Below are 18,781 nucleotides of genomic sequence, written 5' to 3'. Positions count from 1 at the left end.
TGGCCGGGTGCGCGCGGCATGATTCCCGGTGAATATCACTGTGCCGAGGGCACTATCGAGCTGAACGCCGGTGCCGTCCGGATCGAACTCGACGTGGTCAACACCGGCGACCGGCCGGTGCAGGTCGGCAGCCATGTGCACTTCCCGCAGTCCAATGCCGCGCTGCGGTTCGACCGCGAAGCCGCGCACGGCCACCGGCTCGACATTCCGGCCGGCACCGCCGTGCGTTTCGAACCCGGTCTAGGGCAACGCGTTTCGCTGGTCCCCATCGGCGGCACCCGCGAGGTCCACGGCATCACCTTCCCGGCCCCCGGTCACCTGGACGATCCGCAGTGAGCAAGCGTAGCCGCACGACTTCTGATTTCCCGCACACGAAATCGCATGCGATTTTCGGTGCGGGAAATCAAAAAGTGTGCGGCGACCCGGAGGGGGCACTATGAGTGAGTTGAGCCGCGCACGGTATGCGGAGCTGTTCGGGCCGACCACCGGCGACCGAATTCGGCTGGCCGACACCGATCTCTTCGTCGAGATCACCGAAGACCGCAGCGGCGGACCGGGACTCGCGGGCGACGAAGCCGTCTTCGGCGGCGGCAAGGTGCTGCGCGAATCCATGGGCCAGTCCCGCGCGACCCGCGCCGACGGTGCCCCGGACACGGTGATCACCGGCGCGGTGATCATCGACCACTGGGGCATCATCAAGGCCGACATCGGAATTCGGGACGGCCGCATCTGCGGCATCGGCAAGGCGGGCAACCCCGACACCATGGACGGGGTGCACCCCGACCTGGTCGTCGGCCCGTCCACCGAGATCATCGCGGGCAACGGCCGCATCCTCACCGCGGGCGCCATCGACTGCCACGTGCACTTCATTTGTCCGCAGCTGATGGACGAGGCCCTCGGCGGCGGCATCACCACGCTGATCGGTGGCGGCACCGGCCCGGCCGAGGGCAGCAAGGCGACCACCGTCACGCCCGGTTCCTGGCATCTGGCCAGGATGCTGGAGGCCACCGACGGCTGGCCGCTGAACATCGTGCTGCTCGGCAAGGGCAACACGGTCAGCGCCGACGCCATGTGGGAGCAGTTGCGCGGCGGCGCAGCAGGTTTCAAGCTGCACGAGGACTGGGGCTCCACCCCGGCCGCGATCGACGCCTGCCTGACCGTCGCCGACGCGGCGGGCGTCCAGGTGGCCCTGCACTCGGACACGTTGAACGAGGCCGGTTTCGTCGAGGACACCCTCGGCGCCATCGCGGGCCGCGGCATCCACGCTTATCACACCGAGGGCGCGGGCGGCGGCCACGCGCCCGACATCATCACTGTCGCAGCGCATCTCAACGTGCTGCCGAGTTCGACCAACCCCACTCGCCCGCACACGGTGAACACCCTCGACGAGCATCTCGACATGCTGATGGTGTGCCATCACCTGAGCGCGTCCATCCCCGAGGACCTCGCGTTCGCGGAGAGCCGGATCCGCCCGTCCACCATCGCCGCCGAGGACCTGCTGCACGACCTCGGCGCGATCTCGATGATCGGCAGCGATTCCCAGGCCATGGGCCGCATCGGTGAGGTGGTCATGCGCACCTGGCAGACCGCGCACGTGATGAAGCGCCGCCGTGGCGCGCTGCCCGGCGACGGTGCCGCCGACAACGCCCGGGTGCAGCGCTACATCGCCAAATACACCATCTGCCCGGCCGTCGCGCACGGTCTCGACCACGAGATCGGGTCGGTGGAGGTCGGCAAGCTCGCCGACCTGGTGCTGTGGGAGCCTGCCTTCTTCGGTGTCCGCCCGCACGCGGTGCTCAAGGGCGGCGCCATCGCCTGGGCCGCGATGGGCGATGCCAACGCTTCCATTCCGACCCCGCAGCCGGTGCTGCCGCGTCCCATGTTCGGTGCCGCCCCGCTCGTGGCGGCCGCGACCTCCCTGCACTTCGTCTCCGAGCAGGCGATCGACGACGGGCTCGCCGACCGGCTGCGGATCAACCGAAAGCTGGCTCCGGTCAAGAACGTTCGCGATCGCCAGAAGACCGACATGCCGCACAACGACGCCATGCCGCGCATCGAGGTCGACCCGGACACCTTCACCGTGCGCATCGACGGCGAGGTCTGGACCGAGCAGCCCGCCACCGAACTTCCGATGGCACAGCGCTATTTCCTGTTCTAGGGGGAGAGGTCGACCATCAGCGTGGCCAGCTGCAAGGCAGCCGCGCAGGGGTCGAGTGGTGTTGTGCGCGAACGGTTCTGGACCCGCCAGGTGATGGCGCCGTTGGACGCGGCGACGACCGCGCAGTCGCCGGGATCGTGCGGGTTGCGCACGTAGAACGCGGTCGCGGTGACCGTGCCGAGGGCCTGCTTGGTGATCACCATGTGCTCGGTCCGGAAGCCGCCGGCTCTGGCGCGGTCCCACAGCTGCTGGAGCGAGTCCTGCGCGGAGAAGGTGAAGCTGATACCCGCGTCGCCGTCACCCACCTGCGCCTCCCAGAAGCAGGCCTGCGCGGTGCGATGGGCGGTCAAGCTGTCGGCATGGACGGCGTCGCTGAGCTGCTGGGTGGTCACCGGCGCACAGTCGGCGAACGGACCGGCGGGCGCCGCGGGGGCGGCGTCCGGGATGCTGGTGCTGCTGCATCCCGTCACCAACCCGGCCAAGGCGAGCACGGCGAATCCGGCATTGCGGGCAGAGAACGGAGTCATCACCGCTCCCTTTCTGGATCATCACAGGGGTCGGACCAGGTCACGGTACCGACCGGTCTGTAGATATGCGACCTGAGCAGCGGCGATCTTGGTCTCAGTCGACTCCATCGGGCAATCGGCCGCCGTGCAGCCGGTGGTGCCGGAAGGCGAGTCGGACGATATCGGCGATGCCGGGATCGGCGATCGTATAGACATTGCGCCGGCCCTCTTTGCGCATACGCACCAGACCGGTCAGTTTGAGTTTGGCGAGATGCTGACTCACCGCGGGCACGGTTTGGCCGATCTCGGTGGCCAGCGTGCCGACATCGCGTTCGCCTTGACTGAGCAACCAGAGAATCTGCAGCCGGGCGGTGGCCGCGAGCATGCCGAAAACCGCTGCCGCGTCATGTAGTTGAGCCGCCGGGATGGGACCCGGCTCGCCGTGCTCGGTCACGTCCGCCTCCAACCTGTCGGTAGCGTGGCACGGAGTGGAATACTTGCGCAACTGATTGACGGATGTGGGGCAGCGGGTTTCTAATAATGAGTGCGCGAGTCCGCGTAAATGAACAACCAACGAAGCGGGGTGAGCGGCTGATGCCGGTTGACAGTATCGACGTCTCTGGCCGGTTCTCCCTAACGAAACGGGTTGTGCCGGTTCGTCGTTGATCTGCCCGCGCGATCCGTGGCCGTGCTGAGCGGCCGGTCGCCTGACGCGGCACCATTTCTCGATCTTTTCGACCCGACGGGTCGGCGCATACGGCGTCAGCCTGTCCAGTCGGCGCGACCGTCCCCGACGGAGCACTTGTCTACCGGATACAGCGTGGCAAAGTGCGAGCGCGGGAGGTCGCACAGGGCGCTTACCGGCGCGCATGTGCAAGGCCGCGCGCCGGCATCCGGGCGCGGTTCGATCCACCCGCGCACGGACATTCGACCCGCGAGGTAGGCGGGCACTGCCAGTACCAGACGCAACGAAGTAGGGGAGTTCCGCCATGGCGATCATGTTCAAGAAGGCCGAAACATCGCACCGCGCACCGAATTTGGAGCGGCAGTCGATCTGGTTCACCATCGGCCTCTACCTGCTGATCAGCGCGGGACTGCTGACCATGCACTACGCCCATCCGCAGGGGCCCGTCGGTTCCTCGTCGGGTTCACCCGCCCAGTCATCGTACGGTCGGTAGTGATGCCTGCCCTCAGTAGCGCCGTGCCCGCCGACCGGTTCGACACCGAAGTCCTGCAACAACATTGGATTCCGCTGGCGGCGGGCGACACCGACACCGCCGCGGTCCTGCGCGAGCGGCTCGGCGTCGACTTCGCCGCCGCGCGGAACCGGGTCTGGGAGACCGACAATTTTCTGTACCTGCCGGTCGTCGCCAACTACAAGCGCGGCGACGCCATCGAACGCGAAACGATCGTCTTCGCACTCGGTTCCGAATTCCTGGTGACGCTGCAACCGGACGAGCACTTCGTCCCGTTCGACAAGGCGATCGCCAAGATGCGCCGCAACCCCGCCCTCACCGGCTCCGCGCACGGCGTGATGTACGCGCTGCTCTGGGCGCTGAACGAGGCGTCCGAGCGGGTCATCTACTACGCCAGCGACGCGCTGGAGGCGATGAACGACGAGATCGAGATGGCCACCAACGGTTACGACCAGCGCGGCCGCGAGATCGGCGTGGCCGACATGCGCGGCACCATGTCGCGGATGAACGCGGCCGAGGAGATCGTCTCGCGCACCCAGGAGACGCAACTCCAATTGGCCCGTGCCGCACGGCATCTGATGGCCGACAGCACCGTGCACAGCGCCGAACTGGAGAGCCTGCTCGCCATCCTGATCGCCGACATCGACGGGGTGAAACAGCACGCGGGCTTCGAGCACGACAAGGTCCGCTACCTGCAGCAGTCGGTGATGACCTGGCTCGACGTCAAACAGAATCAGATCGTCAAGGTGTTCACCATCATCACCGCGGTCTTCCTGCCGCCCACCCTCATCGCCACGTTCTACGGCATGAATTTCACCTGGATGCCCGAACTGGAGTGGCAACACGGCTTCGTCGCCACCACCTGCATGACCCTGGTGGCCGCGGTGATCCCGCTCGCCTACATCAAAAGAAAGGGCTGGCTGCGCTGACGGTGGAACCGGCCCGTGCGGCGTGGCCGAGCTCGGCATTCAATATCATGACTGGCATGACGGCCGCCGGTAGTAGCTCGCCCGCCGCGCCGCGCCTGGATGCCAGGACCGAACGGTGGCGTGCGCATCGGGAGCAGGTGCGCGGGGAGTTCGTGGATGCCGCGTTCCGCGCGCTGGCCGAGCACGGGCCCGACGTGAGTATGGATGACATCGCGCGGGCGGCGGGTTGTGCCAAGCCCAAGCTGTACCGGCATTTCGCGGACAAGTCGGATCTGTATCTGGCGATTCTCGAGCGGGTGCAGAGCTTGCTGTGGGAGCGCGTGCTCGCGAAGATCAGCCTGACCACCGATTCGGTGGCCGAATTGCTGCGCACCGCGATCGCCGAGTATGTCGCGGTGGTGGAGGAACAGCCCGATGTGTTCCGGTTCCTGGTGCACAGCCGGATGGCGCAGCAGGCCGAGCAGCCGGAACGCGCCATCGAGGTGGCCCAGCGCTCGGCACTGGTGGCGGCGCAGCTGATCGAGGAACGGCTGGCTGGGCAGGACGTCGATACCGGCAGTCTGGAGCTCACCGCTTACGCCATCTTCGGCGCGGTGGGCTCGGCGACCGACTGGTGGCTCGGCGCGAATCGGGCCAGGACAGAGGTGATGTCGACCGAGCGGTTCACCGAGCACGTGAGCACCATCGCCCGCGGCATGCTCGACGGTGTCGCCGAACTCAATAATCTGTCGATCGACGTGGATAAACCGGCTCATCTCGCGTTCCAGCCGGAGTGAATCGCCCCGGCTATTGGTCGAAGGCGATGTGTACCCGGGGTGACTCCGGCAGGGTTTGGCAGGCGAGGGTGAGGCCGAGCGCGATCTCGTCATCGATGAGTGCCTCGCATTGCCGCATTCGGGTGCGGCCTTGCTGCACCGAGCAGACGCAGGTGCCGCAGGCGGATTCGCGACAGACGTAGGGCGCGTCGATCCCGTTGTTCAGCAGCACATCCAGCAGGGGAGTCTGCTTGGGCCAGTTCAGGATGTGGGTTGCGCCATCGATCTCCACTTCGGCAATGGCTACATCTGTTGCGGCTGGTGGTGTTTCGCAGGCGCGGCGAGGTTCATCGAACGGATTCGACTGTAGTGATCGGTACTCCTCGGTGTGTATACGAGTCGCCGGTACGTGCAACGCCTCGGCCGCTGCGCCGACGACAGTCATGAATCCGGCGGGCCCGCAACGAAACCAGTCACGATCCGAATGTGCTTGTACGAGTGCGGCGACCACCTCTGCGGTCGGCAGCCCGCGCTCCGATTCCAGCCAGTGCAATACGCGTAAACGACCGGGGTAGCGGCTCGCCAACTCGTCGAGCGCGTCAGCGAAGATCACCGACTGCCGATCCCGATTGGCATACAGCACAACAATATTCCCGCTACCGCCGACCAGCATGGACTTGATGATCGACATCACCGGTGTGATGCCGCTGCCCGCCGCGCATAGCAGCACATCGGCATCCAGATCACGCGGTCCGAACGAACCGGACGGTTCCAGCACCGTGATCAGATCACCCACGGCGACGTTGTCGCAGAGCAGGTTCGAGGCATAGCCGCCCGCGATCCGCTTGACGGTCACCGCGATCCGGTCGTCACAGTGCGGGCTGCTGCACAACGAGTAGCACCGCGCCACCGAGCCGGTGCGCTCGCTGGGCACCCGCAACGTGAGGAACTGACCGGGTCGGTAGCGGAAGCGTTCGCTCAGCTCGTCGGGTACCTCGAAGAACAGGGTGCGGGCATCGGCCGTCTCCTCGACGACCGCACCGACCTTCAAAACATGTCCGCGCACGCCGTTGTCCGCGTTCATCGTGCTATCTCGACACCTCGAGCGGCGGTGAAAGCGGCTGGGCTGCCGGCGTTGCCGCGACCGGATCGATCAGCCGGAGCACGCGCCGCCCGATCCGTTCGAGCCGTTGCACATCCAGCGGTTGCGTCAAACGCCTGTTCACCCCCGGCGCGATGCGCAGCATGAAGTACCCCAGCCACGCCTCGGCCCGTACCGGTACGACCGCGAGGTCATAGCGCACCGCCCGTTGCGCTGCCCGCGCGACCAGATCCGGACTCAGCGGCGAGAACGGCAGTTTCGCGGCCGCGTCCTGTACCCGCCGCGTCAGTTCCTTGCCGCGCTCGATGAGGTCTTGATCCACTCCCACGGTGACGGCGTGCTCGCCGATATTGGTGTTGATCACGCCGGGACAGATCGCGCTGACCCCGATGCCCTTGGGCCCGAACTCGAGTCGCAGACACTCGGTGAGCATCTTCACCCCGGCCTTGGACACCGAATACGCCGACATCACCGGCGTCGGCGTGAACGCGGCCGCCGACGCGATATTCACGATGTGCCCGCGCTTACGGTTGTCGATCATCTGCTGCCCGAAGACGCGGCAGCCGTGCACCACGCCGAGCAGGTTCACACTGAGCTGGCGATCCCAATCCGCAGGCGAGAGGTCCACGAACGCGCCGCTGACCAGCATGCCCGCATTGTTCACCAGGACATCCGGCACACCGTGGTCGGCGAGCACGTCCCGGGCGAACGCTTCCCACGCGGCCGGATCGGTGACGTCGAGACGGGCGGCGGAGGCCCGGCGGCCGCGTGCGTGGATCATCGCCTCGGTCGCCAGGGCCGAATCCAGGTCGAGGTCGGAGACCACGACATGCGCGCCCGCCCTGGCGAATCGGAGGGCGATGGCCCGGCCGATGCCGCTGCCCGCACCGGTCACCACCACCAGGTTCGGCTCGATGTTGGTGAGTTTCATACGGATTCCTCGAGGATCGCGCCGGTCCGCGGTGCGGGAACGGTATTCCGATAGTGGTAGTCGTCGAGATCGAAATGCCGGTTCTGCCAGTACATCTCGCCATGCGTGGACGGCCGGAAGGGCGAATCCCCGTGGCTGTTGATGTAGTAGGTGTTCGATCCGGTGCAGGCGTCGGTGAACAGGAAGTTCTTCTGCTGGCGGCGTAGGCATTGGGCGAAGTACTTGTCGTGCGCCTGTCTGCTGATCTCGCACTCGGTGGCGCCGCGGCGCTTGGTTTCGGCGATGGCCCGGCTCAGGTGTGCGGCGGTGGCCTCGATCATCCAGATGTAGGAGCCGAGCACGAAACCGTAGGGTCCGGTGATGGTGAACATATTCGGGAACCCGGGCACCGAAACACCTTGGTACGCCTGGAATCGATGCCGGTCCCAGAATTCGCCAAGATCGAGGCCGTCGCGGCCGGTCACCGGGAAGGGCGGTATCGAATCTTTTTCCCACAGTTTGAATCCCGTGGCGCAGATCAGCACGTCGACCGGGTGCTCTACCCCGTCCTCGGTGGTGATCCCGCGCTCGCCGACGAACCCGATCGGCTCGGTGACCAGGCTGACATCCGGTCGATTGAACGTCGAGAGGTAGTCGTTCGACATCGACGGCCGCTTGCAGCCGAGCCCGTAGGCCGGAATCAGCTTCTCGCGCAGGACCGGATCGTGCACCTGGGCGCGCATCCACCGCCGCGCCGGAATCTCCGCCAGCCGCCGACCCGCGTCGGACAGCCAGGTCGGGCCGGCCACCATGCCGCCCATGCCGATTTCGGTGGCGACGGTGCCGACCAGGCGGATACCGGAACGGACCCATGGGCGTTCGAGCACCGCGCGCCCGATCCAGCCCACCGCCGCATCGGTTTTCGGGAACACCCAAATCGGTGTCCGCTGGAAGACGCTCAGGTGCGCCACTTCGTCGACGATCGCGGGCACCAGTTGCAGCGCGGTCGCGCCGGTGCCGATCACCGCGACCCGCTTGCCGGTCAGCGCGACATCGTCGTCCCACAGCGCCGTGTGCATCAGGGTGCCGCCGAAGTCGTGCAGGCCCGGAATGTCGGGCATCTTCGGGCGTTCCAGTCCGCCGATCGCCATCACGACGTAGCGGGCGGTGAGCGTGCGGCCGCCGTCGGTGCCGAGCAACCAGACGCTGTCCTCCGCGTCGAACACCGCAGAGACGATCGTGGTGTTAAGCCGCAGCTTCGGCCGGAGCCCGTACTTGTCGACCATGCTCTCGGCGTAGTCGCGCAACTCGGTGCCCGGCGCGAAGATTCGCGACCAGTCGCCGCGCTGCTCATAGGAGAAGCTGTAGATGAACGACGGGATATCCACGGCGACACCGGGATAGGTGTTGGCATGCCAGGTTCCGCCGACCCGGTCCCACTTGTCCACGATGACGAAGTCGTGAATACCTTTGCGTTGCAGGGCGATGGCAGCACCGATGCCGCCGAACCCCGCCCCGACCACGATCACCTCGAAGTCGGGCAGCGCCGCGCTCATCGGACGCGATCCACGAGCGCGCCTCGGGCGCCGAACAATTCGGTCTGCCACTGCCGTAGCAGGGCGGCGGTGTCCACATCGTCCGGGTGGAAGCCCGGCTTCAGATACACCTGGATCTCGCTGAGCAGACCGCGCACGATCGGACCGCGCGCCAGCCGGTAGGACTGCCGGGCGACGGTGACCGGCCGCCATGCGGCGGGATCGGCCGCGATCGAGGCGAGCACGCCCAGCCCGACCACCGGAATCGTGAAGGCGTACAGCACCGACATGACGGCGATCCGCAGCCACTCCGGTCCGTCGACCGCGCGATAGACGTCGAAGGCCACCGACTTGTGTTCCAGCTCTTCGAGGGCGTGCCAGTTGAGCAGGTTACGCACCTCGGGATCGCCTGCGAGGGCCTGGATTTCGCTGCTGGAGAGCACCCGCGCCGCCAGCACGGCGGTGTAGTGCTCGGCGGCGGCCGTGATGGCGAGGTGCGCGGCGGGCGGTGCCAGCCGCTCGGCCTGTTGGACGAGTCGGTGCTGTCGGCTCACCACCTGTTGCAGGGGATAGCCGAGCGCGAACAGTTGCTCGTTCAGCTTTCCGTGCTGCTGGCCGTGCACCGCCTCCTGGCCGATGAAGGCGGCGACTCGTTTCTTGAGCACCGGATCGGTGATCTGGTCGGCGAATCGGCGCACCGAGCGGATGAACGATTCCTCGCCGGGCGGAAAGACGGCCGAGAGCAGTGCGACCAGATGGCTGAGCACGATGTCGTCGCCCGCGTAGTACTTGGTCATCGGTTCCGGCTGGCCGAAGCGGAATTTCATCCGCCGCACCTTCGGGTAGCTGCCCGCGCCGGTGTGCTGCACGCTGGAAGTCATGGGAATCTCCATTGATTCGGGGTTCGGTGGGGCTACTTGAGGTGGCCGACGAGGGTGCCGTCGGTGCCGAAGAGTTCTTTCTGCCAGCGCTGCAACAACTCTCGCGAATCGATGTCGTCGGGATGGAAGCCGGGCCGCAGATACAGCACCAGCTCGCGGCCGATGCCACGGAAGACCGGCCCGCGGAACAGCGTGAAAGCTTCTCTGGCCAGGTTCAACGGATAACGTCGCGCGTCCGGATCCCGGCCCAGCGACACGCTCAGGCCGACGGCTGTGAGGGGGAGGGTGAGCGCCACCAGCGTCGCCATGGTGAGGATGCGCATCGTCTCCGTGCCGCCGACCGCGCGGTACACGTCGAAGGCCACCGACTTGTGCTCCAGCTCCTCGAAAGCATGCCAGTTCAAGAGGTTTCGGACTTCGTCGTCGCCGGCGAGGGCCTGGATCTCCGGACTGGACAGCACCCGTTCGGCCAGCACCGCCGTGTAGTGCTCGGCCGCCGCGGTAGCAGCCAGGTGTAACCGTGCGGGGATGCGCTGTTCGAGGCGCTTCTGCCGTTCGACGGCCGCCGGTGCGTCCAGCCACTCGATGGGGTAGCCCATCTCGATCAGCTTCTCGTTGAGCCGCCGGTGTTCCTGGCCGTGCATCGCCTCCTGGCCGATGAACCCGGCGACTCGCTTCTTGAGCACCGGATCGGTGATCTCGTCGGCGAATCGGCGCACCGAGCGGATGAACGACTCCTCGCCCGGCGGGAATCCCGCGGACAGCCCGGCGATGAAATGGCTGAACACCATGTCGCCGCCGGCGTAGTACTTCGACATGGGCACCGGCTCGCCGAAGCGGAATCTGATTCGCCTCGCTCTCGGATATCCGCTGCCCGCGCGTTCCTTGGTTCGCACACTCTGCTCGGTCATCTCGCACCTCATTGAGCTCGGTACCGTCAGTATGCGGTACTACTAGTACGATACCGTCTCAGACGGATGAGGCAATAGGTGTTTCGGATGCCGCGGGTAGACGCAATTCTGTTGTGCCTGTTGGCCTGGCGTGTCTGGTAATGCTGGTCCGAATTGGTCGGCCGACGGTCGCCGCCGCCGTCGCCGAGGTGTGGGGTTCAACCGCCGTGACTGAATGTTTGCTCAAATGTTGCGGAGTGTCGGCGGTCGAGCTAGATTCATCGCGAACGGATAGTCGTAAGTGCCCTGCCTGTTGAGTATTACCGGGAGCATCCGATGAGGAACCGACTTGTAGCTGCAACATTGCTTGTGATCGGTCGTGGCTGATATGGCTGTGATGATCACGCCGGCCGACGACCTGCTGGCCACGAACGAGTTCCTGCACGACGGTGTGCCGGTGTACGTCGCGATCGGACGACCCCAGCCGTATCCCGACCGCACCGGTTGGCGCTGCCGGGTACGCGTCGAATGCGGGACCACGCGACTCGAGCAGTCACAGGTCGTCGCGCCGACCGCGCCGGAGGTGCTTCGCCTCGCCCTCGAGCTGGTCACCACCCGGCTCGGCATGACCGAAGCGGAGTTCTTCGAAGGCGCCACCATGAGCCCCGCCGCCTGACCGACACCCCGGTTCGCCTGGTCGATTTGGTTGGGGCTCTGGTGAACACAGTGCGCCCCGCGCTGAGTCCGGGCATGCTGGAGGGGTTGGTGTAGACGTGTAAGCAGGGGTGGTGGTCGACGTGGACGATGACGCCGCGATGGATGCCTATTCGCGCACGGTGATCAGGGTTGCCGCGTCGGTCACGCCGCACGTGGCCAGCGTGCGCACCCGGCGGGGTAGCGGGTCGGCGGTGGTGTTCACCGAAGACGGCTTCATGCTGACCAATGCGCACGTCATCGGGTCGGCCAGCGGCGGCGAGGTGGTGTTCGCCGACGGAGTAGAAGCCAAGTTCGAGGTCGTCGGCATCGATCCGCTCTCCGACTTGGCCGTCCTGCATTCTCGCAACGGCGCGCCCGCGGCAGTGACGCTGGGCGACGCGGACGAGCTCGTCGTTGGCCAGCTGGTGGTGGCCGTCGGCAGTCCGCTCGGACTCGCCGGTTCGGTCACCGCGGGGGTGGTGAGCGCGCTGGGCCGCGCCGTTCCGGTGGCCTCGCGCCGTGCAGGGCGGGTCATCGAAGACGTGATCCAAACCGACGCGGCCCTCAATCCCGGCAATTCCGGTGGCGCGTTGTCGGATTCGGCGGGCCGGGTGGTCGGCATCAATACCGCCGTCGCGGGAATCGGTCTGGGCCTGGCGATTCCGATCAACGCGACCACTCGGCGCATCATCGATACCCTGCACGCCGACGGGCGAGTGCGCCGCGCTTACCTGGGCCTGGTCGGCATGCCCGCGCCGCTACCCGCTGCCGTCGCCGCCCGCACCGGGCAGAGCGCCGGTGTCCGCATCATGGAGGTGGTCCGCGGCGGTCCGGCCGAGCAGGCGGGCCTGCGCCGCGGCGATCTGGTCCTCAGCGTCGGTCGCGCCGAAGTCCGTGACGCACAGGGCATTCAACGCCAGCTGTTCGCCGAGGCGATCGGTGTCAAACTGCCGGTCACCGTGCTGCGCAACGGTGCCATGGTCGACGTGGTCGCCGTCCCGATCGAGTTGACCGTCGACTGAACCGACCGGCCAGGCTACTTGGCGACCGCGGCCGGTGTGGGTTCCTCGGCCGGTACGACACTCTCGCCGTTGTTCCAGCGCGCGTCGACAACCAACCCGACTACGCCGATGGCGATCAGCACACCGGAGAACACGATCAGGGCCGGGTGGGTGTTGCCGGTGAGCGCGTCGCCGAGGATGACGGTGCCGACGGTGCCGGGCAGCACACCGAGCAGCGTGGCAACCATGTACGGCCAGAAGCGGATCGACGACAGTCCGCAGCAGTAGTTGAGCACCGAGAACGGCACGAAGGCGATCAGGCGCAGCGAGCCGACCGCGAGCCAGCCGCGCCGCCGCAGCCGATCGTCGACGGCGCGCACGGCCGGGTGGGTGAGGCGCGAGGCCACCTGTTCGCGGTCCAGGGCGCGCACGAGCAGGACGGCGAGCGCGGCACTGACAGTGGTCGCGCCGACGGCCAGCGCGATGCCGAGCACCGGACCGAACAGCAGCCCGGCGCTCACGGTGAACACGGTGCGCGGGATCGGCGCGACCGTCACCAGCGCGTGCACCGCGAAGAACACCAACGGAAAGATCGGGCCGACCGAGCCCGCCCAGTCCTGGATCTGCTGGGGACTCGGCAGCGGGACCAGCAGCGCGGCGACGAACAACGCGGCGACGCCGACGATCGTCGCGAGCACGCGCGGGTCACGGATCAGCCTGGTCACCGGGGCCAGGTTACCGGGTGGTAGTGGTACTGGGGGACAACGTGTCGCAGCGGTCCCGCTAGCATCAGAAGAAACGGGACGAATGCTCGTTAACCAAAGTAGTCGCTGAACTGGGCGAATGCGGCGGTTTCGGCACACACCACGGGTGCGCCTGCAGTCGAGTGGAAGAGGAAAGCAAGCTATGCCGATTGCTTCAGAGCCCGGGCCGGATGCGGCGCCCACGGGCGCGGATCCGGTTCCGCAGTTCGCCGCGTGGCGCAAGGGCGTGGCCGGGGTGCTGGCCAAGGTCCGCCGGGTCGATATTGCCGACCTGCCTGCGGAACCAGAGCATCTGCTCGCGGAAACCACCTACGACGGGCTGACCATCGCCCCGCTGTACACCCGCAAGGACGAGCTGCCCGAGCAGCCACTGCCCGGCACCTATCCGTTCGTCCGCGGTGGTGACGCCACCCGCGACGTCCACCGCGGCTGGTACGTCAGCGCGCATTTCGGCGGCGGCGATGCGGCTGCGGTCAATCGGGAGATCCTGGCCGGTCTGGGCAGCGGGATCAGCGCTGTCTGGCTCGGCGTCGGCGACCGGGGTGTTCCGGCGGCCGAGCTGCCCGCCGCGCTCGCCGGGCTGCTGTTCGACCTCGCGCCGGTGACCCTCGACGCGGGCACCGCCACGGTCGAGGCGGCGGCGCAGCTGTACACCGCGCTCGACAGCTATGACACGGCCTCGCGCAAGGACATTCACGTTTCGCTCGGTGCTGCGCCGCTCACCAGCCGGTTCGCCGGAATCGCCGACATCGGGCTTGCAGAGACGGTGACCTTGGCGGGGGCCGCGGTAGCGCGCGCCGAGACGGTCCGCGCGATCACCGTGGACGGCACCGTCTTCCACAACGCGGGCGCCTCCGACGCCCAAGAGCTCGGCGCCGCCGTCGCCGCCGGACTGGCCTACCTGCGCGCCCTCACCGAGGGCCTGGATATCGCGGATGCGCTGGAGCAGTTGAACTTCCGCTTCGCCGCCACCGACGACCAGTTCGCCACGATCGCCAAATTCCGTGCCGCTCGCCAACTCTGGGCCCGTGTCGCGCACGTGTGCGGCGCACCGGATTTCGGTGGCGCACCGCAGCACGCGGTGACCTCAGCGGCCATGATGACCCAGCGCGACCCGTGGGTGAACCTGCTGCGCACCACCCTCGCGGCGTTCGGCGCCGGGGTCGGCGGCGCGGACACGGTAACCGTGCTGCCGTTCGACGCCGCGCTGCCCGCCGGTGAGCTCGGCGTCTCGAAATCCTTCGCGGACCGGATGGCTCGCAACACCCAGCTGCTGCTGCTCGAGGAATCGCACCTGGGCTTCGTGCAGGATCCCGGTGCCGGCTCCTGGTATGTCGAGGACCTGACCGGCGCGCTCGCCGCGAAGGCGTGGGAGTTCATGCAGGAGATCGAGGCCGCGGGCGGTTATCTCGCCGCACTGGACAGCGGGCTCATCGCCGAGCGCATCGCCGCCACCAAGGCGGCCCGGGATACCGATGTGGCCCACCGGAAGACGTCGGTCACCGGGGTGAACGAATTCCCGAACCTGGCCGAACCGCCGCTGTCCGAGGCGGCGCGTCAGGCCGATCAGGTGGCTCGCTACGGTGCCACGTTCGAGGCGCTGCGCAACCGGTCCGACGCCTATCTGGCCGAGCACGGCACGCGGCCGAAAGCGCTGCTCGTGCCGCTGGGTTCGGTCGCCGAGCACAACGTGCGAGTGACCTTTATCGCGAATCTGCTCGCCTCCGGTGGTATCGAGTCCGTCAATCCCGGACCATTGACGGTGGACGGAATCGCCGCGGCGGCAACCGAAGCCGGTGCGCCGATCGCGGTGCTGTGTGGTTCGGACAAGCGCTACGGCGCGGAAGCCGGTGCGGCAGTGCAGCAGTTACGTGCGGCGGGCGTGGAAACGGTGTTGCTGGCGGGTGCCGCGAAGGCGATCGCCGAGCTGGATGACGCGCAGCGTCCGGACGGATTCCTCGCGGCGAAGATCGATGCGGTCGCCGCGCTGTCCGGCCTGTTGGAGAAGGTGGGAGCCTGATGACTACTCGCGAGATCAAGCACCTGATAGGCAATTTCGCCGAGGTGCCGCTGACCGAACGGGCACCCGAGCCCGCCGCCGTGGACGCCGCGCAGGTCGAGGCTTTCGTGGGCGAGGCGGCCGCGGCCAACCACTACGCGCCGGAGCAGCTGAAGTGGTCGACCCCCGAAGGCATCGACGTGCCACCGGTGTTCACCAAGGCCGACCGGGATGCCGTTGCGGCCGAGGGCTATCCGCTCGACAGCGTGCCCGGCGTCGCACCGTTCGTGCGCGGTCCGTACCCGACGATGTACGTCAACCAGCCGTGGACTATCCGGCAGTACGCGGGCTTCTCCACCGCCGCGGACTCGAATGCCTTCTACCGCCGCAACCTGCAGGCCGGGCAGAAGGGTCTCTCGGTCGCCTTCGACCTCGCCACGCACCGTGGCTACGACTCCGATCATCCGCGCGTGCAGGGTGACGTCGGCATGGCCGGCGTGGCCATCGACTCCATCCTCGACATGCGCCAGCTGTTCGACCATATCCCGCTCGACCAGGTCAGCGTGTCGATGACGATGAACGGCGCGGTGCTGCCGATCCTCGCGCTGTATGTCGTTGCGGCAGAAGAGCAGGGCGTCGCACCGGAGCAGCTGGCCGGAACCATTCAGAACGACATTCTGAAGGAGTTCATGGTCCGCAACACCTACATCTACCCGCCGAAGCCCTCGATGCGGATCATCTCCGACATCTTCGCGTACACCAGCGCCAAGATGCCGAAGTTCAACTCGATCTCCATCTCCGGCTACCACATTCAGGAAGCGGGCGCGACCGCCGACCTGGAACTGGCCTACACCCTCGCCGACGGCGTCGAGTACATCCGGGCCGGTATCGACGCGGGCATGGAGGTGGACAAGTTCGCGCCGCGGCTGTCGTTCTTCTGGGCCATCGGCATGAACTTCTTCATGGAGGTCGCCAAGCTGCGCGCCGGGCGGCTGCTGTGGAGCGAGCTGGTCGCGAAGTTCGAGCCGAAGAGCTCGAAATCGCTGTCGCTGCGCACCCATTCGCAGACCTCCGGCTGGTCGTTGACCGCGCAGGACGCCTACAACAACGTCGCACGCACCTGCATCGAGGCGATGGCGGCGACCCAGGGGCACACCCAGTCGCTGCACACGAATGCCCTGGACGAGGCGCTCGCGCTGCCGACGGACTTCTCCGCCCGCATCGCCCGCAACACCCAGCTGCTGATCCAGCAGGAGTCCAACACCACCCGGCCGGTCGACCCGTGGGGCGGTTCGTACTACGTCGAGTGGCTGACCCACCAGCTGGCCAACCGGGCCCGCGCGCACATCGCCGAGGTGGAAGCGCACGGCGGCATGGCGCAGGCGATCGGTGAGGGCATCCCGAAGCTGCGCATCGAGGAGGCCGCCGCGCGCACCCAGGCGCGGATCGACACCGGGCAGCAGCCGGTGATCGGCGTCAACAAGTATCAGGCCGAAGAGGACCAGCAGGTCGAGGTGCTCAAGGTCGAGAACTCCCGGGTGCGCGCCGAGCAGATCGAGAAGCTGCGGCAGCTGCGCGCCGATCGGGACGCCGGCGCGGTCGTACGCGCACTCGCCGAATTGACCCGTGCCGCAGCCTCTTCCGAGGGCGGCATGGCGAACAACCTACTCGCCCTCGCCATCGATGCCGCGCGCGCCAAGGCCACCGTCGGTGAGATCTCCGACGCGCTGGAGAAGGTATACGGCAGGCATCAGGCCGAGATCCGTACGCTCTCCGGTGTGTACCGCGACGAGGCCGGGAAGGTCAGCAACATCACCAAGGCGAGCGATCTCGTCGAGGCATTCGCCGAGGCGGAAGGTCGTCGCCCGCGCATCCTCGTCGCGAAGATGGGGCAGGACGGGCACGACCGCGGCCAGAAGGTGATCGCCACCGCCTTCGCCGACCTCGGCTTCGACGTGGACGTGGGCCCGCTGTTCCAGACCCCGGAAGAGGTGGCGCAGCAGGCCGCCGACAACGACGTGCACGTTGTCGGTGTGTCCTCGCTCGCGGCGGGCCACCTCACGCTGGTGCCTGCCCTGCGGCAGGCGCTGGCCGAGGCGGGGCGACCCGACATCATGGTCATCGTCGGCGGCGTCATCCCGCCCGGTGACTTCGACGCGCTCTACGAAGCCGGCGCCGCGGCGATCTTCCCGCCGGGCACCGTCATCGCCGACGCCGCGATCGATCTGCTGAAGAAGCTCGCCACCGAGCTCGGCCACCCGGAGTTGTCTCCCGAAAGCGGCAGCGGCGCCGAGGATTCCGCCGCGGCCGAATGAGCGAGCGGGATCCCGCGGTTACCTCGGTCGACGGCGGCCTTCGGTCCGACTCGTCCGGTGCGGGTCAGGGGCCGGCATCGGGTGGGTCGGCCGCTCTCGAGCCGGGCTCGCGGGCGGAGGGTACTGGGTCCGCTCGACGCGGTCGGGCGATCGACATCGACGCGATGGCCGAGGCGGTGCGGGCGGGGGAGCGGGCCGCGCTGGCGCGGGCGATCACGCTGGCGGAGTCGACGCGCGCCGATCACCGGGATCAGGCGCAGCAGTTGTTGCTGAAGTTGACGCCCGACAAGCACAGCTCCGAGACGGCGGTGGTGTCGAATCGTGTTGGCATCACCGGTGTCCCGGGGGTCGGCAAGTCGACGTTCATCGATGCGCTCGGGATGGATCTGATCGGCAAGGGGCATCGGGTCGCGGTGCTTGCGGTCGATCCGTCGTCCACGCGGACCGGTGGTTCGATCCTGGGTGACAAGACGCGGATGGCGCGACTGTCGGTGGAGCGCAACGCCTATATCCGGCCGTCGCCGACCGCGGGCACCCTCGGTGGTGTGGCCAAGGCGACCCGGGAGACCATCGTGTTGCTCGAGGCCGCCGGGTACGACGTGATCCTGGTGGAGACGGTCGGGGTCGGTCAGTCCGAGGTGACGGTCGCCAATATGGTCGACGTGTTCTGCTTTCTGACGTTGGCCCGGACCGGTGATCAGTTGCAGGGCATCAAGAAAGGTGTGCTGGAGCTGGCCGATCTGGTCGCGGTGAACAAGGCCGACGGCAAGCACGAGATGGAAGCCAAGTCCGCTGCCCGCGAACTCGCCGGCGCGCTCCGGCTGATCCACCCGCACGACGCGCTGTGGCGTCCGCCGGTGCTCACCATGAGCGGCCTGGAAGGCATCGGGCTGGACAAGTTCTGGGACACCGTCCTCGAACATCGCCGGGTCCTTACCGACGCAGGCGAATTCGACGAGAAGCGCCGCCGCCAGCAGATCGACTGGACGTGGACCATGGTGCACGATCAGCTGCTGCGCCGTCTCGCCGACAATCCCGAGGTGAAAGCCATTCGCGCACAGGTGGAGAAGCAGGTCCGCGACGGAACCCTCACCGCCGCACTAGCGGCCGAAGAACTCCTGCGCGCCTTCGACAGCCGCTGACC

The 18,781-nt window shown here is 67.4% G+C and carries 18 protein-coding genes; 10 read left to right on the top strand and 8 right to left on the bottom strand.

Going from position 1 to position 18,781, the window contains the following annotated elements; genetic code table 11:
* Positions 1-18 precede the first annotated feature (18 nt).
* On the top strand, positions 19-336 hold the full coding sequence (locus IBX18_RS10925; RefSeq protein ID WP_194833559.1) for an urease subunit beta: 318 nt from the start codon (positions 19-21) through the stop codon (positions 334-336).
* Between the two features lie 100 nt (positions 337-436).
* Complete coding sequence (locus tag IBX18_RS10920; RefSeq protein ID WP_194833558.1) at positions 437-2,158, top strand: urease subunit alpha; 1,722 nt, start codon at positions 437-439, stop codon at positions 2,156-2,158.
* Here the strand turns inward: IBX18_RS10920 and IBX18_RS10915 are convergent.
* Both IBX18_RS10915 and IBX18_RS43080 read right to left on the bottom strand, forming a co-directional pair.
* On the bottom strand, positions 2,155-2,685 hold the full coding sequence (locus tag IBX18_RS10915; RefSeq protein WP_194833557.1) for a DUF3558 family protein: 531 nt from the start codon (positions 2,683-2,685) through the stop codon (positions 2,155-2,157). The two genes, IBX18_RS10920 and IBX18_RS10915, sit on opposite strands and share 4 nt — an antisense overlap.
* Before the next feature lie 94 nt (positions 2,686-2,779).
* Positions 2,780-3,118 (bottom strand): metalloregulator ArsR/SmtB family transcription factor, encoded by a 339-nt coding sequence (locus tag IBX18_RS43080; RefSeq protein ID WP_234390940.1) that lies wholly within the window; start codon positions 3,116-3,118, stop codon positions 2,780-2,782.
* A 535-nt stretch (positions 3,119-3,653) separates the two neighbouring features.
* On the opposite strand from IBX18_RS43080, the gene IBX18_RS10905 reads away from it, so the two are divergent.
* From IBX18_RS10905 to IBX18_RS10895, 3 genes are read left to right on the top strand one after another with little or no spacing between them, the layout of a single operon-like run.
* Entirely contained in the window at positions 3,654-3,842 is a 189-nt protein-coding gene (locus IBX18_RS10905; RefSeq protein ID WP_194833556.1) for a hypothetical protein, read from the top strand.
* A 2-nt stretch (positions 3,843-3,844) separates the two neighbouring features.
* Positions 3,845-4,789, top strand: a complete 945-nt coding sequence (locus IBX18_RS10900) for a magnesium transporter CorA family protein (RefSeq protein WP_107656470.1) — start codon at positions 3,845-3,847, stop codon at positions 4,787-4,789.
* A 56-nt stretch (positions 4,790-4,845) separates the two neighbouring features.
* Positions 4,846-5,565, top strand: a complete 720-nt coding sequence (locus tag IBX18_RS10895; protein WP_194833555.1) for a TetR/AcrR family transcriptional regulator — start codon at positions 4,846-4,848, stop codon at positions 5,563-5,565.
* 10 nt (positions 5,566-5,575) lie between these two features.
* On the opposite strand, the gene IBX18_RS10890 is transcribed toward IBX18_RS10895, so the two are convergent.
* The 5 genes from IBX18_RS10890 to IBX18_RS10870 are packed head-to-tail and all read right to left on the bottom strand — an operon-like array spanning position 5,576 to position 10,883.
* Positions 5,576-6,628, bottom strand: coding sequence for a ferredoxin--NADP reductase (locus IBX18_RS10890; RefSeq protein WP_194833554.1), 1,053 nt, complete (start codon positions 6,626-6,628; stop codon positions 5,576-5,578).
* 4 nt (positions 6,629-6,632) lie between these two features.
* Entirely contained in the window at positions 6,633-7,577 is a 945-nt protein-coding gene (locus tag IBX18_RS10885; RefSeq protein WP_194833553.1) for an SDR family NAD(P)-dependent oxidoreductase, read from the bottom strand.
* A complete protein-coding gene (locus tag IBX18_RS10880; protein WP_194833552.1) occupies positions 7,574-9,112 on the bottom strand; it encodes an NAD(P)/FAD-dependent oxidoreductase in 1,539 nt (512 codons plus the stop codon). Before IBX18_RS10880 ends, IBX18_RS10885 begins: the two co-directional genes overlap by 4 nt.
* A complete protein-coding gene (locus IBX18_RS10875; RefSeq protein ID WP_194833551.1) occupies positions 9,109-9,972 on the bottom strand; it encodes a metal-dependent hydrolase in 864 nt (287 codons plus the stop codon). The genes IBX18_RS10880 and IBX18_RS10875 overlap by 4 nt, the downstream gene beginning before the upstream one ends.
* A gap of 32 nt (positions 9,973-10,004) precedes the next feature.
* Positions 10,005-10,883, bottom strand: a complete 879-nt coding sequence (locus IBX18_RS10870; protein ID WP_194833550.1) for a metal-dependent hydrolase — start codon at positions 10,881-10,883, stop codon at positions 10,005-10,007.
* Between the two features lie 367 nt (positions 10,884-11,250).
* Here IBX18_RS10870 and IBX18_RS10865 point away from each other — a divergent pair, with 367 nt between their 5' ends.
* Both IBX18_RS10865 and IBX18_RS10860 read left to right on the top strand, forming a co-directional pair.
* Positions 11,251-11,538, top strand: a complete 288-nt coding sequence (locus IBX18_RS10865) for a hypothetical protein (protein WP_228540822.1) — start codon at positions 11,251-11,253, stop codon at positions 11,536-11,538.
* A 139-nt stretch (positions 11,539-11,677) separates the two neighbouring features.
* Positions 11,678-12,580, top strand: coding sequence for a S1C family serine protease (locus IBX18_RS10860; protein WP_194833761.1), 903 nt, complete (start codon positions 11,678-11,680; stop codon positions 12,578-12,580).
* A gap of 14 nt (positions 12,581-12,594) precedes the next feature.
* Here the strand turns inward: IBX18_RS10860 and IBX18_RS10855 are convergent, their stop codons facing one another.
* On the bottom strand, positions 12,595-13,284 hold the full coding sequence (locus IBX18_RS10855; RefSeq protein ID WP_194833549.1) for a TVP38/TMEM64 family protein: 690 nt from the start codon (positions 13,282-13,284) through the stop codon (positions 12,595-12,597).
* 181 nt (positions 13,285-13,465) lie between these two features.
* On the opposite strand from IBX18_RS10855, the gene IBX18_RS10850 reads away from it, so the two are divergent.
* Genes IBX18_RS10850 through meaB form a run of 3 tightly spaced genes read left to right on the top strand, consistent with a single transcriptional unit; the run spans position 13,466 to position 18,779 of the window.
* Positions 13,466-15,343: a methylmalonyl-CoA mutase family protein gene (locus tag IBX18_RS10850; RefSeq protein WP_194833548.1), complete on the top strand. Its 1,878-nt coding sequence runs from the start codon at positions 13,466-13,468 to the stop codon at positions 15,341-15,343.
* Positions 15,343-17,637, top strand: a complete 2,295-nt coding sequence (gene scpA, locus IBX18_RS10845; protein ID WP_194833547.1) for a methylmalonyl-CoA mutase — start codon at positions 15,343-15,345, stop codon at positions 17,635-17,637. Before IBX18_RS10850 ends, scpA begins: the two co-directional genes overlap by 1 nt.
* Positions 17,634-18,779: a methylmalonyl Co-A mutase-associated GTPase MeaB gene (gene meaB, locus IBX18_RS10840; protein WP_228540641.1), complete on the top strand. Its 1,146-nt coding sequence runs from the start codon at positions 17,634-17,636 to the stop codon at positions 18,777-18,779. The genes scpA and meaB overlap by 4 nt, the downstream gene beginning before the upstream one ends.
* The last annotated feature ends 2 nt before the right edge of the window (positions 18,780-18,781 follow it).

Origin of the sequence: Nocardia sp. XZ_19_369, assembly GCF_015355715.1 — a bacterium.
Classification (GTDB): Bacteria; Actinomycetota; Actinomycetes; order Mycobacteriales; family Mycobacteriaceae; genus Nocardia.
This window is presented reverse-complemented; position numbering and strand designations above follow the sequence as displayed.

What these genes read in the sequence shown, in the direction of transcription:
- IBX18_RS10905 (WP_194833556.1), top strand. Translation starts at nt 3,654, where the DNA reads ATGGCGATCATGTTCAAGAAGGCCGAAACATCGCACCGCGCACCGAAT.
- IBX18_RS10890 (WP_194833554.1), bottom strand. Translation starts at nt 6,628, where the DNA reads ATGAACGCGGACAACGGCGTGCGCGGACATGTTTTGAAGGTCGGTGCG.
- meaB (WP_228540641.1), top strand. Translation starts at nt 17,634, where the DNA reads ATGAGCGAGCGGGATCCCGCGGTTACCTCGGTCGACGGCGGCCTTCGG.
- IBX18_RS10925 (WP_194833559.1), top strand. Translation starts at nt 19, where the DNA reads ATGATTCCCGGTGAATATCACTGTGCCGAGGGCACTATCGAGCTGAAC.
- IBX18_RS10900 (WP_107656470.1), top strand. Translation starts at nt 3,845, where the DNA reads ATGCCTGCCCTCAGTAGCGCCGTGCCCGCCGACCGGTTCGACACCGAA.
- IBX18_RS10895 (WP_194833555.1), top strand. Translation starts at nt 4,846, where the DNA reads ATGACGGCCGCCGGTAGTAGCTCGCCCGCCGCGCCGCGCCTGGATGCC.
- IBX18_RS10850 (WP_194833548.1), top strand. Translation starts at nt 13,466, where the DNA reads ATGCCGATTGCTTCAGAGCCCGGGCCGGATGCGGCGCCCACGGGCGCG.
- IBX18_RS10860 (WP_194833761.1), top strand. Translation starts at nt 11,678, where the DNA reads ATGGATGCCTATTCGCGCACGGTGATCAGGGTTGCCGCGTCGGTCACG.
- IBX18_RS10865 (WP_228540822.1), top strand. Translation starts at nt 11,251, where the DNA reads ATGGCTGTGATGATCACGCCGGCCGACGACCTGCTGGCCACGAACGAG.
- IBX18_RS10885 (WP_194833553.1), bottom strand. Translation starts at nt 7,577, where the DNA reads ATGAAACTCACCAACATCGAGCCGAACCTGGTGGTGGTGACCGGTGCG.
- IBX18_RS10915 (WP_194833557.1), bottom strand. Translation starts at nt 2,685, where the DNA reads ATGACTCCGTTCTCTGCCCGCAATGCCGGATTCGCCGTGCTCGCCTTG.
- IBX18_RS10870 (WP_194833550.1), bottom strand. Translation starts at nt 10,883, where the DNA reads ATGACCGAGCAGAGTGTGCGAACCAAGGAACGCGCGGGCAGCGGATAT.
- IBX18_RS10920 (WP_194833558.1), top strand. Translation starts at nt 437, where the DNA reads ATGAGTGAGTTGAGCCGCGCACGGTATGCGGAGCTGTTCGGGCCGACC.
- IBX18_RS10875 (WP_194833551.1), bottom strand. Translation starts at nt 9,972, where the DNA reads ATGACTTCCAGCGTGCAGCACACCGGCGCGGGCAGCTACCCGAAGGTG.
- IBX18_RS10880 (WP_194833552.1), bottom strand. Translation starts at nt 9,112, where the DNA reads ATGAGCGCGGCGCTGCCCGACTTCGAGGTGATCGTGGTCGGGGCGGGG.
- scpA (WP_194833547.1), top strand. Translation starts at nt 15,343, where the DNA reads ATGACTACTCGCGAGATCAAGCACCTGATAGGCAATTTCGCCGAGGTG.